13 protein-coding genes and 1 pseudogene are annotated in these 14314 nt (G+C 41.3%); 11 read left to right on the top strand and 3 right to left on the bottom strand.

Going from position 1 to position 14314, the window contains the following annotated elements:
• Positions 1 to 185 (bottom strand): annotated as a pseudogene (locus HMPREF9442_RS04570) (VapE domain-containing protein); the annotation flags it as partial.
• Positions 186 to 1140: 955 nt separating this feature from the next.
• Between HMPREF9442_RS04570 and HMPREF9442_RS16150 the strand changes: the two are divergent.
• From HMPREF9442_RS16150 to HMPREF9442_RS16660, 8 genes are all read left to right on the top strand, one after another.
• Positions 1141 to 1338 (top strand): hypothetical protein, encoded by a 198-nt coding sequence (locus tag HMPREF9442_RS16150; RefSeq protein ID WP_008625826.1) that lies wholly within the window; start codon positions 1141 to 1143, stop codon positions 1336 to 1338.
• Positions 1329 to 2117: a vitamin K epoxide reductase family protein gene (locus tag HMPREF9442_RS04560; protein WP_008625825.1), complete on the top strand. Its 789-nt coding sequence runs from the start codon at positions 1329 to 1331 to the stop codon at positions 2115 to 2117. Before HMPREF9442_RS16150 ends, HMPREF9442_RS04560 begins: the two co-directional genes overlap by 10 nt.
• Before the next feature lie 171 nt (positions 2118 to 2288).
• Positions 2289 to 2792 (top strand): DsbA family protein, encoded by a 504-nt coding sequence (locus HMPREF9442_RS04555; RefSeq protein WP_040602605.1) that lies wholly within the window; start codon positions 2289 to 2291, stop codon positions 2790 to 2792.
• Between the two features lie 697 nt (positions 2793 to 3489).
• Positions 3490 to 4416: a TlpA family protein disulfide reductase gene (locus HMPREF9442_RS04550; protein WP_216593087.1), complete on the top strand. Its 927-nt coding sequence runs from the start codon at positions 3490 to 3492 to the stop codon at positions 4414 to 4416.
• A 27-nt stretch (positions 4417 to 4443) separates the two neighbouring features.
• Positions 4444 to 6651, top strand: a complete 2208-nt coding sequence (locus tag HMPREF9442_RS04545) for a peptidase domain-containing ABC transporter (RefSeq protein ID WP_040602603.1) — start codon at positions 4444 to 4446, stop codon at positions 6649 to 6651.
• Positions 6652 to 6664: 13 nt separating this feature from the next.
• Entirely contained in the window at positions 6665 to 7975 is a 1311-nt protein-coding gene (locus HMPREF9442_RS04540; RefSeq protein WP_008625814.1) for an HlyD family secretion protein, read from the top strand.
• Position 7976: 1 nt separating this feature from the next.
• A complete protein-coding gene (locus HMPREF9442_RS04535; protein WP_008625812.1) occupies positions 7977 to 9179 on the top strand; it encodes a TolC family protein in 1203 nt (400 codons plus the stop codon).
• Positions 9172 to 9438 carry a hypothetical protein gene (locus HMPREF9442_RS16660; protein WP_008625811.1) on the top strand — a complete coding sequence of 89 codons (267 nt, stop codon included), beginning with the start codon at positions 9172 to 9174 and terminating at the stop codon, positions 9436 to 9438. Before HMPREF9442_RS04535 ends, HMPREF9442_RS16660 begins: the two co-directional genes overlap by 8 nt.
• Positions 9439 to 9595: 157 nt before the next feature.
• On the opposite strand, the gene HMPREF9442_RS04530 is transcribed toward HMPREF9442_RS16660, so the two are convergent.
• Positions 9596 to 10351 carry an ABC transporter ATP-binding protein gene (locus HMPREF9442_RS04530; protein WP_008625810.1) on the bottom strand — a complete coding sequence of 252 codons (756 nt, stop codon included), beginning with the start codon at positions 10349 to 10351 and terminating at the stop codon, positions 9596 to 9598.
• Positions 10351 to 11097 carry an MlaE family ABC transporter permease gene (locus tag HMPREF9442_RS04525; RefSeq protein ID WP_008625809.1) on the bottom strand — a complete coding sequence of 249 codons (747 nt, stop codon included), beginning with the start codon at positions 11095 to 11097 and terminating at the stop codon, positions 10351 to 10353. The genes HMPREF9442_RS04530 and HMPREF9442_RS04525 overlap by 1 nt, the downstream gene beginning before the upstream one ends.
• A 130-nt stretch (positions 11098 to 11227) precedes the next feature.
• Here HMPREF9442_RS04525 and lptB point away from each other — a divergent pair, with 130 nt between their 5' ends.
• From lptB to clpP, 3 genes are all read left to right on the top strand, one after another.
• On the top strand, positions 11228 to 12037 hold the full coding sequence (gene lptB, locus HMPREF9442_RS04520; RefSeq protein ID WP_008625807.1) for an LPS export ABC transporter ATP-binding protein: 810 nt from the start codon (positions 11228 to 11230) through the stop codon (positions 12035 to 12037).
• Between the two features lie 90 nt (positions 12038 to 12127).
• Positions 12128 to 13483 carry a trigger factor gene (gene tig, locus HMPREF9442_RS04515; protein WP_008625805.1) on the top strand — a complete coding sequence of 452 codons (1356 nt, stop codon included), beginning with the start codon at positions 12128 to 12130 and terminating at the stop codon, positions 13481 to 13483.
• A gap of 133 nt (positions 13484 to 13616) precedes the next feature.
• Positions 13617 to 14312: an ATP-dependent Clp endopeptidase proteolytic subunit ClpP gene (gene clpP / locus HMPREF9442_RS04510; protein WP_008625803.1), complete on the top strand. Its 696-nt coding sequence runs from the start codon at positions 13617 to 13619 to the stop codon at positions 14310 to 14312.
• Positions 14313 to 14314 lie beyond the last annotated feature (2 nt).

Genomic DNA, 14314 nt, shown 5'->3' with positions numbered 1-14314 from the left:
AGCACGTTGAAGCGGAACCCGTATCGTCCGGCGAGGAAGCTGCCGAGGGCGGATTCGAGGTTGGCGGCTTTCGGGAGCTTTCCGGCTTGCGGTGCGGCTGTGCGTGGCGTGCCCGCAGCCTTTTCTGCCTTTCGTTTTTCGTTCCACCGCCTTACGGCATGATGTGCAATTCTTTTGAAGTCCATAGTGGTTATGTTTAGGGTTCATTTGCAAATATACGAAATGAAAAAGCCTTTGTCAAGCCCTTCACCGTAACCCCGTTGATTACCAGGTAGTTTACATTTGTAAATCGGAGCCAGTATGCAGTTTCCTCATTTCCCGGTGAAATCCCGGTGAAGGATGTAAAGTCAGAAAGTTCACCTTAAAGCATTGGTACAGAGGTAGTCTGAAGAATGCGAACCTTTCCGGGTGAAAAACTGTTTGTGGGAGGTGGAGAAGCGGAGAATATCTTCCGGAAAACATCCATATCTCCTTTTTATCTGATATTTGGCACGGCAAAGCCTCGCAAACGGATGTCAGCATATCTAAAAACAGTTTTCAGCAGATTGAAAAATCGTTTGGCGCAGAATGTATGGGCGTTTTTTGCTATTTACAAAGAAAAATCCGGATGTTCGATGCAAAAATCATATTTTTATCTCCTTTTGTAAGGTCTTCTATTGTGGTCTGTATTGCACTTTCAATGTCATGATGTTCTCTGCTTTTTGGGTGAAGACGCGGTAATCTGTATTCCCTGTCGGTTTGTGGTATAAAGAACTTTGGTCATCTTAGTTTTTTCTTTCCTGATAACTCACTTTTCTTCACCATGTATAGCCACTGTATGATTGCCATCAAGATTGGCATTCGGCATGCCAAGTTCTGTGCGATGTTTTTCCGGCAGATGAATCCAAAGGGATTTTATTCACTTTTCTTGCTCTCTTTTTTATAATGATGGAATGCCCATATTTCAGCATCTTGTCGCTGAATAAAGCTTCTGTAGGTAAATATGCCCATTGGTGGCTTGTCTTCAACTTTATTGTGTGGTGTTCTTGGATTCCATGGACAGGAATCTTAATATAAAAAACAGCAATAAATAATTGTCATTATTAAATTATAGTATTATATTTGCGTTTATAAATATTGTTTTTAATAATATATGACGTTGTGAAAAAGATAGATGATATATTTTGGCCAATGGGGAATGTGGAAGAAATCTTAATGGAATTATATGATTGTCTTTCACTAAAAGTTACAAAGCGGACAATTCATGAGGAATTATTATCACATCCGAATAATTCTAGCTTGTTGGCTATCTCTGATATTTTATCTTTTTGGGGGTTGAAAACCAATCAATGCAAATAGATGAAAACAAAAAAAATATAAAGGAATTACATGATTTGTGTGTAGTTCAGATTTACAATAAATACACAAAAAATCATTTATTTGCAATTGTATATAAAATCGAACACGAGAAGGTTTTTTGGTATAATCCAATGTCTCATACTAAAGAACAAATTACGGAAGAGGCTTTTTGGGAGCTTTTTACAGGTTGTATTTTAGTGTGTGATACGCATGTTAAGCAAACTAGGCCGTATGAAGAGGAGGGATATCATTTAAAAAGAAAAGAAGAGAAATATTCTTTGTTGTGGCAATATGTTATATTAGTCATTTTTCCTTTGGTGTTGGTTGCTTTTGGTATAAAGATAAGTCTTATGGGGTTTTCTTTGTATCCTTTACTATTAGTCATATTATTTAGTATAGGATTGTTCGTTTCTGTATTATTGATGTTTTATGAAATTGACCAATTTAATCCTTCTTTATCTAAAGTGTGTCAAGCGGGGAGAAAAGTAAGTTGTCAGGCTGTTTTGAATTCTGTAGGTGCGCATTTTTGTGGAGTGTCATGGTCTGTGTGGGGGAGTAGTTATTTTGGGGGGAATTTTATTGACTTTGGTGACAGTACCCTCTGTGGATCTAGGTTATTTGACCGTTTTGTCGTACATAAGTCTTTTTTCTACAGTTTATCCTGTTTATTCTGTAATTTATCAAAAATATGTGGTAAAGCAGTGGTGTCCACTCTGTTTATCCGTTCAAATTATTTTAGTGTTAATTGTCATATTATTTTTTATTGGTGGATTTTATAATGTTCGTTTAAGTGAAGTTGATTTTTCATATACTTGGACTTATGCGGTTTCTGTAATGCTTACTTTTGGTGTAATGTACATATTATTTAATTTGATAAAAAAGAGTAAGATTGGTGAGTTCTTTTTTATGCTTATCAATTAATGAAAAGGGATTCTGTTATATTTAAGGCTATGCTTGATAAGCAGGAAAGTAATATGTTGCCAATTGGAAACTTGGGGATTACATTAGGTAACCCGAATGGGAAAATTCATTTGGTTAAAGTTTGTAATCCCTTTTGTAAGGCTTGTGCGGAATCGCATCGTGTATTAGAAAAATTATTGGATCTTAATCCGAATTTGTGTTTGCAGATGGTGTTTACTACGACTTCAGATATAAATGATGGACGATTGAATGTGGTAAGCCACTTTTTATGCCTTCGTTCTTCTATGAGTCAAGAAGAGTTACGTAACGCGTTAGATGTTTGGTACTTGTCTGAAAATATGACATATGAATTATTTGATAAACTTTATCCTGTGAAAAAAGAATGTCTGTTTAAATATGCTGAAGAAATAAATGAAATGCGGATATGGACAGAAGACATGAAGGTGGAAAATACTCCTACTTTTTACATAAATGGTAAATTAGTGCCTGATATATATTCAATTGATGATATAAAATGTAACCTATTAGATTAAAAGGTTATATGTATTTGTTTAATAATTAAATATGTAGGTATGAAAACAGATTTATTAAAGTTTAAAGCGAACATGCTAACACGTTCGCAATTAGAAAATGTTCGGGGTGGACAATCGAATGACATCTCTATTCGAGCCGGAGGGCAGTGTGCTCGGAAGGGGCTAGGTTGTGCTGGTTCTTGTCCTACTCGTATTGACGGAATTAAGATGATTTGTTTGAATTTAACAAACCCTCAGACTGGAGTGCCGCGCTGCCAATGCTCTTAATCCCTTACTGTTGTAGAGATGTGTTAAAATAAGCACTTAAAAAAAACTACAGCTTGTAATTGATGAATAGACCTTATATCGGATAAGGTTTTAGGGGGATTCCCCCTGTTCTTATTCTAATAAACTCTAATATAAAAGAGCCGTATTGAACTTTAAAAGTAATGATATGGCTCTTTTATTTGGTAGTGAAGATGGCTGCATGTTGGGTTAAGGGATTTTTTATAAAAATAATTTTAGCACAAGTTGATATTCTTAAAAAAAATCAGAAATGAGGTGTTTTTTATTTATAATATATGTATTTGTTTTTATGAGTTCCTTTTATGGTCAAAGGATAAAGTATAATGTGTGGGGTACATTGCCAAATCAATACGAGCAATGCCGTGTTGTGTTATCCCATTATTCAGGTCTTGGGATATATAAACGAGATACGATGCTTACTTCTGATGGGTGCTTCTTTTTTAAGGGGGAAGTTCCAAAGGTGGAACTGGCTGATTTGCATTGTGAATTGAATGGGGATATTTTGTATTCAACAGAACTATTTTTAGATGGAAGTGATTTAAGGGTAGAAATTGATTCTATTTGTAATGTTTATGGATCGGAATGGAATAATTCATTATTTCTGCTGTTTAAGAATCCATTCGTGGAGCTTGAAAATATATATAAAAAAATCAATTCAAGTCAATCTTTTTTAAACATAAAAGAAAAGGAGGCTATGCAGGCAATGATACTTGGATATGCGAGATATCAAAAGTTATTGGTTTTAAGGAATTGGTCTTCTTTTGATTATGGGGTTGCTTTGTTGAATAAATATTGGCAAGAATTGGATTATGATGATTGGAGTTATATTTTATCAAATCCTTTTAATGTTTTATATAGAGATTCTGTTTTATGTCATACCGTACGTGAATATTGTAACAAGGTAGAGTCTATACAATACTTGAATCTGAATAAATATGCGCTGTCCGAAAAAAAAATTGGAGGTGTTCATGTACAAACGGAAAATGGAAAGGATGGCATCTTGTCGGATTTGATAAGAACCGAGAACTTTGTTCTTTTTGATATTTGGGCTACATGGTGTGCTCCTTGTGTCGCAGAATTACCTGAACTTAAAAGGTTTAAAGAAAATATTGGTAAAGATAATGTTTTAATAGTAGGTTTATCTTGTAATTCTGAGCAAGAACAGGAAGAGTGGCTTTCTCATATAAGGAAACATGAGTTAGATTGGCTTAATTTTCGTCTGAATACAAATTTGGTTGACTTTTTGGGGAGTTATGCTCTGCCTTTTTATATTTTAACGAAATCTGATTTAAGCATTGTTGTATCTGGAAGTTTAGATGTGATAGAGGATTTTTTTTAAAAGAATGCGGTTTTATTGAAGTGAATTATGTTTTTCCCTTTTTATAGTCAGCAAGACGTTATTGATTGTGGCCCTTCTTCATTGAGGATGATAGCCAAATATTATGGTAAATATTATTCGGCACAAACCTTGCGTGAACGTTGTTTTATAACTCGTGAAGGAGTATCGATGTTGGGGATTAGTGATGCTGCAGAGGCTATCGGTTTCCGTACGGTGGGGGTGAAAATTACTTTTGAGCAATTGGCGGAAGATGTACTGTTGCCTTGTATCTTGCATTGGAATCAGAATCATTTTGTTGTGTGTTATGATATCAAAAAACGAAGAAAGGGAAAATACACAATTTACATTGCTGATCCTGCTTCTCAGCGTTTAAAATATACGAAAGAAGAATTCCTGAAGTGTTGGATTTCAACTTGTAATGAAAATGAAGAGAAAGAAGGAATGGTTTTAATGTTAGAACCAGGAACCGATTTTTGGGAAATTCCAGAAGAAAATAGTGGCAAGACAAGGGACTTGGCATATTTTGTCCGTTACTTGACACCTTATAAAAGGCAGTTTGCCCAGTTGATTTTAGGGATGGTCGTTGCCAACGGATTGCAAATGGTGTTTCCTTTCCTCACCCAATCATTGGTGGACGTAGGTATACAGGATAATAATTTGAGTTTTATTACGCTGATTTTGATAACCCAACTCATGTTGTTCATAGCCCAATTGGCAGTGGGTTTTATCCAAAGTTGGATTTCATTGCATATACATAGCCGTATTAACATCTCTTTGATTTCAGATTTCCTGATGAAGTTGATGAAACTTCCGTTGCATTATTTCGATACGAAGATGACGGGGGATATAATGCAACGTATTGGCGATCATGGACGTATTAAAGGGTTTCTCATGGGAAATTCCATCAGTATAGTGTTCTCCATCGTTAATTTTTTCGTGTTCGGGGCTATTTTGGGGTATTATCATCCTTTGATTTTGGGAATTTTCTTGTTTGGAAATACGCTTTATGTTTTGTGGGTTTTGTCCTTTATGAAGTACCGTCGGGAACTGGATATCAAGCGTTTTAATCAGGCAGCCAGTGAGCAGAGTAAAATTATCCAGTTAATACAGGGTATGCAGGAAATCAAATTGAATAATTGTGAGAAACAAAAACGTTGGGAATGGGAACGCATACAAGTGAAGTTGTTTAAAATCGGTATAAAGGGATTGAGTATTGGGCAGATACAACAAGTGGGTTCTGTGTTTTTTACACAAACTACAAGTATCATCATCTCATATTTGGCGGCCAAGGCGGTCGTGGAAGGAGAGATGACATTAGGAATGATGATGGCGCTCACTTATATTATAGGTCAAGTTGCAGCCCCAATAGGCAGTTTCATAGGCTTTGCCCAGGCATTCCAAGATGCCAAAATAAGTCTGGAGCGACTAAACGAGGTGCATGGGAAGGAGGATGAGGAACAGACTATCTTATCGAAAATCGATACACTGCCGGAGATGAAGGATATTTTTGTGGAAAATCTAACCTTTAGTTATAGTGGGGCTGACCGTGATTATGCTTTGGAAGATATTACATTGACTGTCCCGGAGCGCAAGGTAACGGCTATTGTCGGTGCGAGTGGAAGCGGAAAAACAACGCTTATCAAACTTTTACAGGGCTTTTATGAACCGAATAAGGGGAATATAAAGATAGGGGAAACCCCGTTGAGTATGATTAACCCCCATTTATGGCGGGGAAAGACCGGAAGCGTGATGCAGGATGGTTATATATTCTCTGATACCATAGCCAAGAATATTGCGGTAAGTACGGACGAAGTGGACAAAGAAAGGCTGAGGCATGCTGTAAAAACGGCAAATATCCAAGAATTTATCAACTCTTTACCTTTGGGGTATAATACAAAAATAGGTATGGAAGGTAATGGGGTCAGCCAAGGGCAGAGGCAGCGTATTCTCATTGCACGGGCAGTGTATAAAAATCCGGAATTCCTTTTTTTTGACGAGGCTACGAATTCCCTTGATGCAAACAATGAAAAGGTAATTATGGAGAATTTGCGGGAGTTTTACCGTGGAAAGACTGTGATCGTAGTGGCGCACCGTTTGAGTACGGTGAAAGATGCGGACAAGATTATCGTACTGGATAAGGGGCATGTGGTAGAAGAGGGTACGCACCAAGAATTGGTCGAGCGGCAGGGGGCATATTACACATTGGTGAAAAATCAATTGGAACTGGGAAACTAAAGAATCCGGGAATATGGAAGAACTGAAAGAAGACAAGCAGATAGAACTGAGAAGCGAGGAGGTGCAGGAAATCATGGGGCAGGTTCCCCCATGGATACAGCGTTGGGATATCACTGTAATGGCTTTCCTTATGGTTTTGTTTTTGGGGATTAGCTGGTTCTTTAAGTTTCCACAGTCGTTGAATGCCCAAGTGACATTGACGACGGCAACGCCACCGGCAGAGTTGCATGCCCGTAGTAGCGGGCAGTTGGATTTTGTGGCTGTGAAAGATAAAGAACGGGTGGAGGCAGGAACCGTTTTGGCTGTTATACGGAACACGGCAAATTTCAGGGATATGTCTGAATTAGCTACTTTGTATCATAATTGGAAAAGTGGGAAAATTACTGCGGATTCGATGTGGGTGTTTTTGGAACGGAAAGAATGGCAGGCCGGAGAGTGGCAGTCGGTGTTTTTGGCTTTCAAGCAGAGTTTGGAAAATTACCTGAATTATCAAAAAAGGAATTATTATCCACGCAAAATAGCCTTAAAAAAAGAGGAACGGGCTAGAAGAATGGATATGGAACATCATAAAAGGGAAGAAATGATGTTGGGAGAGAAGCAGGCCGAGGTGGCCCGGAAGATATATCTTAGAGATTCGGTGTTGTTCAGCAAACAAATAGGATCGGAAGAGAGTTATGACGAGGCTTTGCAGGCTTATTTGCAGAGCCGTAGAAGTGTGTTGGATAACATGTTGAATCAAAAGGAAATGAGTATGCAACGGCTTCAAGAAAAGGAAACGGAATTGGATTTGGAGCACCAATATGAAGAAACTGCTTCTACATGTCGTCAAGCCCTGTGGGCGGCCGGGGAGCAGTTGGAAGCTCAGTTAAAAGCTTGGGAACAAGCTTATGTGTTGAGAAGCCCTATAACCGGGAATGTGAATTTGATGGGAATCTGGAGCAGCAATCAGCATGTTGCGGCAGGAGAATTAGTCTTTATCGTCTTGCCGGAAAAACCGGATGCTCCGATAGGAAAAGCCTTATTGCCTGCTGCCGGAGCAGGAAAGGTGGAAAAAGGGCAGCGAGTGAACGTCCGGTTGAATAACTTCCCGGATAAAGAATATGGCTTTTTAGTAGGTCGGGTGAAGGGGGTGTCGGATATTCCCGATGAAGAAAGCAATTATTTCGTAGAAATCGAATTTCCGAAAGGATTGACAACCAATTACAAAAGAAAGTTGCCGATGTCGAAACAGATGGTAGGAACGGCACAGATTATTATCAAAGACAAGAGGTTGATAGAAACATTCGTAGAGCCTGTCAGCAAAATCATAAGGGAGCATAGATAAGATGAAAAAAGGATGGAAATATGTAGGAGGAATGGCTTGTTGGATGGCCAGTGCCATAAATCTATCAGCGATAGAATTGAATTTGCCTCAAGCCATACGTTTGGCGAACGACAGCTCTATAGAGGCATTCCGTTCACAAAACCTATATTTGTCTAAATTCTGGGAATATCGTAATTACCGGGCAAGGAGATTGCCGAGTTTGACGCTAAATATGGTACCGATGCAGTATAATCGTGATATTGTGAAACGCTATGTGTCTGATTTAGATAGGGATGTCTATCGTACTCAGCAATCCTTATATTCGTATGGCAATTTATCTGTGACACAAAATCTGGATTGGACGGGCGGTACATTTTATATAGATTCTGAAATCGGATTCTTTCGTAATTTTGGTCAGATTACGACCAACCAGTTTTCTACCGTACCTATCCGTGTGGGATACTCCCAAAGTTTGGTGGGTTATAATCCTTTCAAATGGGAAAGGCGAATAGAGCCTGTAAAGTTTGAACTGGCTCAAAAAGAATTGATATATAATATGGAAGGGGTGGCCGTGTCCGTCGTATCTTATTTTTTTAATTTGGCGTTAGCGGTGGCAGATTGTGAGCAGGCTGAGAAATATGAGGAGGTTTGTCAGAAGTTATATGAGGATGGTTTGGAAAAAGTGAAACAGCATGCTCTTTCAAAGACAGAACTATTAACGTTGGAGTTGGCTCTTATTGAAGCTAAAAATGCTTGTATTACTTATGAAAACACAAGAAGCAAGGCCGCCTTTGCCTTGGCGGCTTATTTGAATCTTCCACAAGGGGAAGATGTGAGAATCCAAGTACCGGAAGGCATTCCTGTTGATTTCATTTTCAGGGAAAAAGCATTGTATTATATGCGTGAGAATCATCCGGTATATCGAGAACAACAGCAGAAAATCATAGAAGCACAACAAAATGTAGATAAAACCTGGAAAGAACGTTTTATGGAAGCTAATATAGACTTGAGCGTAGGGTTTAACCAGGTTGCAGATGAAATAGGGAGTGCGTATCGGAGACCGATGCAGCAGGATATGGTGTCGGTTGGAGTGAAGATTCCATTAGTGGATTGGGGGATAAGGAAAGGTAACTATAAAATGGCACAAAATAATCTCAAAGTAGTAAAGCGCTGTACGGCAGGAGGTGTTGGCTGTGGAAGAAGAAATTATTTCAACCGTGAATGATTATAATGCACAGATACAAGTGTGGCAAGCTTCCAAACGTGCAGTCGAGTTAGCCGATAAGGTATACCGCGAATCGTTGGAACGTTTCCGTTTGGGGCGTGATGATGTGAATGTGTTGTGGGAAGGGATGCTTAAAGATAAAGAGGCGAGGAGAAATTATGTAAGTGCTCTATATGCTTGTTGGTTGTCTTTTTATAAGATACGTCAGATGACATTTTTCGATTTTCAGGATCAGTGCCTTATACATATTGAAGAATAGTGCTTAAATTGGGCAGAAAGGGTTTATTTGAATCTTTATAGCGTTTGTAATATATGAAAAGCAGAAAACAGTCTTTCCTGACTTTTCATATATTAGATTTTATGCTTTTATTATTCGGAAACTATACTGGGTAGTAGCAAGGCATTGCGAGGTATTCTCATTTATTGGCCTCTTTCACCTTTCGGAAGAGGTCCGAGGCGAAGATGAAGCTGTTCAGGCGTTCGTTGGTCGAGTTCATGATTTCGTCTTTGTTGCCCTGCCATTCTTTTCTCCCTTCATATATATATAGTATGTTTTCTCCGATGCCCATTACGGAATTCATGTCGTGCGTGTTGATGATAGTGGTCATGTTGAATTCCACGGTGATGTCGTGAATCAGCTCGTCTATCACCAGAGAGGTTTTGGGGTCGAGACCCGAGTTCGGTTCGTCGCAGAACAGGTATTTGGGATTGAGGGCAATGGCTCTTGCAATGGCCACACGCTTTTGCATACCGCCGCTGATTTCGTCCGGGAACTTCTTTTGCGCTTCGAGCAGGTTCACCCGGTCCAGACAAAACTGGGCGCGTTTCACCCGTTCGGTATATGAGTCCTTGGAAAACATATCTAGCGGGAACATGACGTTTTCCAACACGGTCATGGAGTCGAAGAGGGCTGCGCTCTGGAATATCATTCCCATTTCGCGGCGGAGCATCTTCCATTCTTGTTTGTTCATCGTCACCAAGTCGCGTCCGTCATAAAGCACCTCACCGTTGGTGGGACGGAACAATCCCACGATACACTTCATCAGTACCGTCTTTCCGGAACCGCTCTGACCGATAATCAGGTTTGTCTTCCCGTTTTCAAACACACTGTTGATGTCTTTCAGTACTTCTTTGTCCTCGAAAGACTTATATAACGATTTAACTTCGATCATCAGGATAACAATTGAGTGAGTAACACATCGGAAAACAGGATAAGCACGCTGCTGCTCACCACGGAGTCCGTGCTGGCTTTTCCCACTTCCACGGAACCGCCTTCTACCGTATAGCCGTAAAAGGCCGATACGCTGGTGATGACGAAAGCGAAGAAGATGGACTTGATGAATCCCATCCATACGTACCATTCGTTGAAGTCATGTTGCAATCCCAACGTCAGGTCGTCCATCGTGATGACCTGGCCTATGATGGACGTGGCATAAGCTCCTACGAATCCGGAGAAAATACTGAAACAGACCAGGAAGGGCATCATGGTCATCATACCCAACACCTTGGGCAGGATGAGGTAATTGGCAGAGTTGACCCCCATGATTTCAAGGGCGTCGATTTGCTGTGTGACGCGCATGGTGCCGATTTCGGAAGCAATGTTGGAACCTACCTTTCCGGCCAATATCAGGCACATGATGGAAGAAGAAAACTCCAATAGCATGATTTCGCGGGTCGTATATCCCGTGACGAACTTAGGCATCCACGGGCTTTGGATGTTCAGCTTGATCTGGATGCAGATTACTGCGCCGATGAAGAAGGATATCAGGAGGACGATTCCGATGGAGTCTACGCCCAACTGGCTCATTTCCTTAATGTATTGTTTGAAAAACATCCGCATCCTTTCGGGGCGTGAGAAAGTGCGCCCCATCAGCATCAGGTAACGGCCGAATGTAGCCAAACTTTTGTTGAATAGCATGTCCAATTCTTTTTAAATCACACAAAATTAATGAAAATCCGCTAAAAAGAGGCGGCGGGCGGAAATACTTTTGTGCAAGGGGCTGCTTTTTAATACAATTTTCGTATTTTTGTACGCAAATTTGTAGTTTATGGCAGAAACTCTTTCTCAAGACAGTCTGAATGCAGGGTTGGTGCTCCGTACGGAGGGCTTGGTGAAGACGTACGGCAAGCGTACGGTGGTGAATCATGTGTCGTTCGATGTCAAGCAGGGAGAGATTGTGGGGCTTCTCGGGCCGAACGGGGCCGGAAAGACGACTTCTTTTTATATGACTACGGGATTGGTGGTGCCTAACGAGGGGCGTATCTTCATCGGAGATTTGGAAATCACGAAGTTCCCGGTCTACAAGCGTGCCCGCAATGGTATCGGTTATCTGGCGCAGGAGGCATCTGTATTCCGTAAGATGACGGTGGAAGACAACATCGCTTCCGTGTTGGAGATGACGGGCAAGCCGAAAGAATACCAGAAGGAAAAGTTGGAAAGCCTGATTTCGGAATTCAGCCTGCAGAAGGTGCGCAAGAATTTGGGCGACCGGCTTTCGGGGGGCGAACGGAGACGGACGGAAATCGCGCGTTGTCTGGCCATCGACCCTAAATTTATTATGTTGGATGAACCTTTTGCCGGCGTAGACCCTATTGCCGTGGAGGATATACAGTATATCGTGTGGAAACTGAAAAAGCGCAATATTGGCGTGTTGATTACCGACCACAACGTGGAGGAGACGCTCTGTATTACCGACCGTGCTTATTTGCTCTTCGAGGGACAGATCCTTTTTCAGGGTTCTCCTCAGGAATTGTCAGAGAATGAGGTCGTTCGTGCCAAATACTTGACGAACAGTTTCGTGCTGCGCCTGAAAGACTTCCAGAAGATAGATGAAGAAAAAAGTGCGCAAGGGCTTTGATTTATTAAAAGATAAAGGCTATCTTTGCACGCTTGTTGTGCAATACAAATTAATATAATAGTAATCATATATAAATAATTAGATTTCAAAATGAATATTTCATTAGAAAACATTGACAAGGTGAGCGCGGTGCTTACCATTAAGATGGAAAAGGCCGACTATGCCGACAGGGTAGAGAAGGCTTTGAAGGATTTCCGCAGAAAAGCAAGCATGCCGGGTTTCCGTCCGGGACAAGTGCCCATGGGACTGTTGAAAAAACGTTTCGGCAAGGATATTACGGCGGAGGAAGTAAACAAGTTGCTAGGTGAGAAACTGTATGCTTACATCAAGGAAAACAATCTGAATATTTTGGGCGAGCCGCTTCCGAACGAAGACCGTCAGCAGGATATTGACTTCGATACGATGGAAGAGTTTTCGTTTGCTTTCGATTTGGCTTTGGCTCCCGAGTTCAAGGCTGAACTGAGCGGTGAAGACACGGTGGATTATTATGACATCCAGGTGGATGACAAAATGATCGACGGCCAAGTGAAGATGTACACCCAACGTGCAGGTAGTTATGACCATGTGGACAGCTACGAAGCTAAGGACATGGTAAAGGGGCTGTTGGCCGAACTGGATGAGAATGGAAATACGAAAGAAGGTGGTGTACAGGTTGAAAATGCCGTCTTGTTGCCTGAATATATGAAGAACGACGAGCAGAAGGCCGTGTTCAACGGTTGCAAGGTGAACGACGTATTGGTCTTCAATCCGAACAAGGCATACGACGGCCATGACGTGGAAATCGCTTCGTTGTTGAAAATCAAGAAGGAAGATGTGTCGGCTATGACTTCGGATTTCAGTTTCCAAGTGCAGGAGATTACACGTTTCAAGGAAGCTGAATTGAATCAGGAGTTGTTTGACCAAGTCTTTGAAAAAGGTACGGTAACGAGCGAAGAAGCGTTCCGTAATAAAATCAAGGAGATTTTGGCAGAACAGTTTGTGGCAGACAGTGACTATAAGTTCATTTTGGATGTACGTACTTACCTGACGAACAAGGTGGGCAAGTTGGAATATCCCGATGCTTTCCTGAAACGTTTCATGCGTGTAAGCAATGCGGACAAGGGCGAGAAGTTCGTGGAAGAAAATTACGACAAGAGCATCGAAGAGCTGACTTGGCACCTGATTAAGGAGCAGTTGGTGAAGGCTTATGGTATCAAGGTCGAGAAAGAAGACTTGATTGCTACGGCCAAGAATATCACGAAGATTCAGTTTGCCCAGTACGGTATGATTAACGTGCCGGAAGAGATGTTGGACAACTACGCCAATGAAATGCTGAAAAAGCAAGACCAGGTAGAGTCTTTGGTAAACCGCAGCGTGGAGAACAAGTTGTCGGCCGCATTGAAGAATGTCGTGAAGTTGAACCACAAAGAAATCAGCGTAGAGGATTTCAACAAGTTGTTCGCTTGATTCGAGCGGGGCAGGTTTAATTTTGTGAAATAAGTATAAGGAAGGAAACCCCCGGACATATTTTTCGTACATTTGCTCGAAAATGGCGGAAGATTGTTCAGGTGTTTCCTTTTTCCGCATAAATAGTTTGACTATGGAAGATTTTAGAAAGTATGCAGTGAAGCATTTGGGCTTGAACAGCCAGGTGCTGAACGACGTAGTGAGCGCGCAAAACCAATATCTCAATCCCTACATTCTGGAAGAGCGTCAGTTGAACGTGACACAGATGGATGTGTTTTCCCGCTTGATGATGGACCGTATCATATTCTTGGGAACCCAGATAGATGATTACACGGCCAATACATTGCAGGCCCAGTTGCTTTATTTGGATTCGGTGGACCCGGGAAAGGATATTTCCATCTATATCAATTCGCCCGGCGGTTCGGTGTATGCCGGATTGGGTATTTATGATACGATGCAGTTTATCAGCAGTCCCGTAGCTACGATTTGCACGGGCATGGCAGCGTCTATGGCAGCCGTCCTGTTGGTGGCCGGAGCCGAAGGCAAGCGGTCGGCCTTGACCCATAGCCGCGTGATGATCCATCAACCGATGGGTGGGGCACAGGGACAGGCCTCGGACATCGAGATAACGGCGCGTGAGATTCAGAAATTGAAGAAAGAGCTTTATACGATTATCGCAGAACATTCTCATACCGATTTCGACAAGGTGTGGGCTGATTCCGACCGTGACTATTGGATGACGGCGCAAGAGGCCAAAGAGTATGGTATGATAGATAGTGTTTTGATCCGTAAGAAACCGGAAGCGGCTAACGATGTCCTTAATCCGTAAAT

The sequence above is a fragment of the Paraprevotella xylaniphila YIT 11841 genome (assembly GCF_000205165.1).
Classification (GTDB): Bacteria; Bacteroidota; Bacteroidia; order Bacteroidales; family Bacteroidaceae; genus Paraprevotella; species Paraprevotella xylaniphila.
Note: the sequence above shows the minus strand (reverse complement) of the source record. Positions and strands in the feature narration are given on the sequence as shown.

What these genes read in the sequence shown, in the direction of transcription:
- HMPREF9442_RS04535 (WP_008625812.1), top strand. Translation starts at nt 7,977, where the DNA reads ATGAAAAAAGGATGGAAATATGTAGGAGGAATGGCTTGTTGGATGGCC.
- HMPREF9442_RS04545 (WP_040602603.1), top strand. Translation starts at nt 4,444, where the DNA reads ATGTTTTTCCCTTTTTATAGTCAGCAAGACGTTATTGATTGTGGCCCT.
- tig (WP_008625805.1), top strand. Translation starts at nt 12,128, where the DNA reads ATGAATATTTCATTAGAAAACATTGACAAGGTGAGCGCGGTGCTTACC.
- HMPREF9442_RS04560 (WP_008625825.1), top strand. Translation starts at nt 1,329, where the DNA reads ATGCAAATAGATGAAAACAAAAAAAATATAAAGGAATTACATGATTTG.
- HMPREF9442_RS04555 (WP_040602605.1), top strand. Translation starts at nt 2,289, where the DNA reads ATGCTTGATAAGCAGGAAAGTAATATGTTGCCAATTGGAAACTTGGGG.
- lptB (WP_008625807.1), top strand. Translation starts at nt 11,228, where the DNA reads ATGGCAGAAACTCTTTCTCAAGACAGTCTGAATGCAGGGTTGGTGCTC.
- HMPREF9442_RS04540 (WP_008625814.1), top strand. Translation starts at nt 6,665, where the DNA reads ATGGAAGAACTGAAAGAAGACAAGCAGATAGAACTGAGAAGCGAGGAG.
- clpP (WP_008625803.1), top strand. Translation starts at nt 13,617, where the DNA reads ATGGAAGATTTTAGAAAGTATGCAGTGAAGCATTTGGGCTTGAACAGC.
- HMPREF9442_RS04525 (WP_008625809.1), bottom strand. Translation starts at nt 11,097, where the DNA reads ATGCTATTCAACAAAAGTTTGGCTACATTCGGCCGTTACCTGATGCTG.
- HMPREF9442_RS04550 (WP_216593087.1), top strand. Translation starts at nt 3,490, where the DNA reads ATGCTTACTTCTGATGGGTGCTTCTTTTTTAAGGGGGAAGTTCCAAAG.
- HMPREF9442_RS04530 (WP_008625810.1), bottom strand. Translation starts at nt 10,351, where the DNA reads ATGATCGAAGTTAAATCGTTATATAAGTCTTTCGAGGACAAAGAAGTA.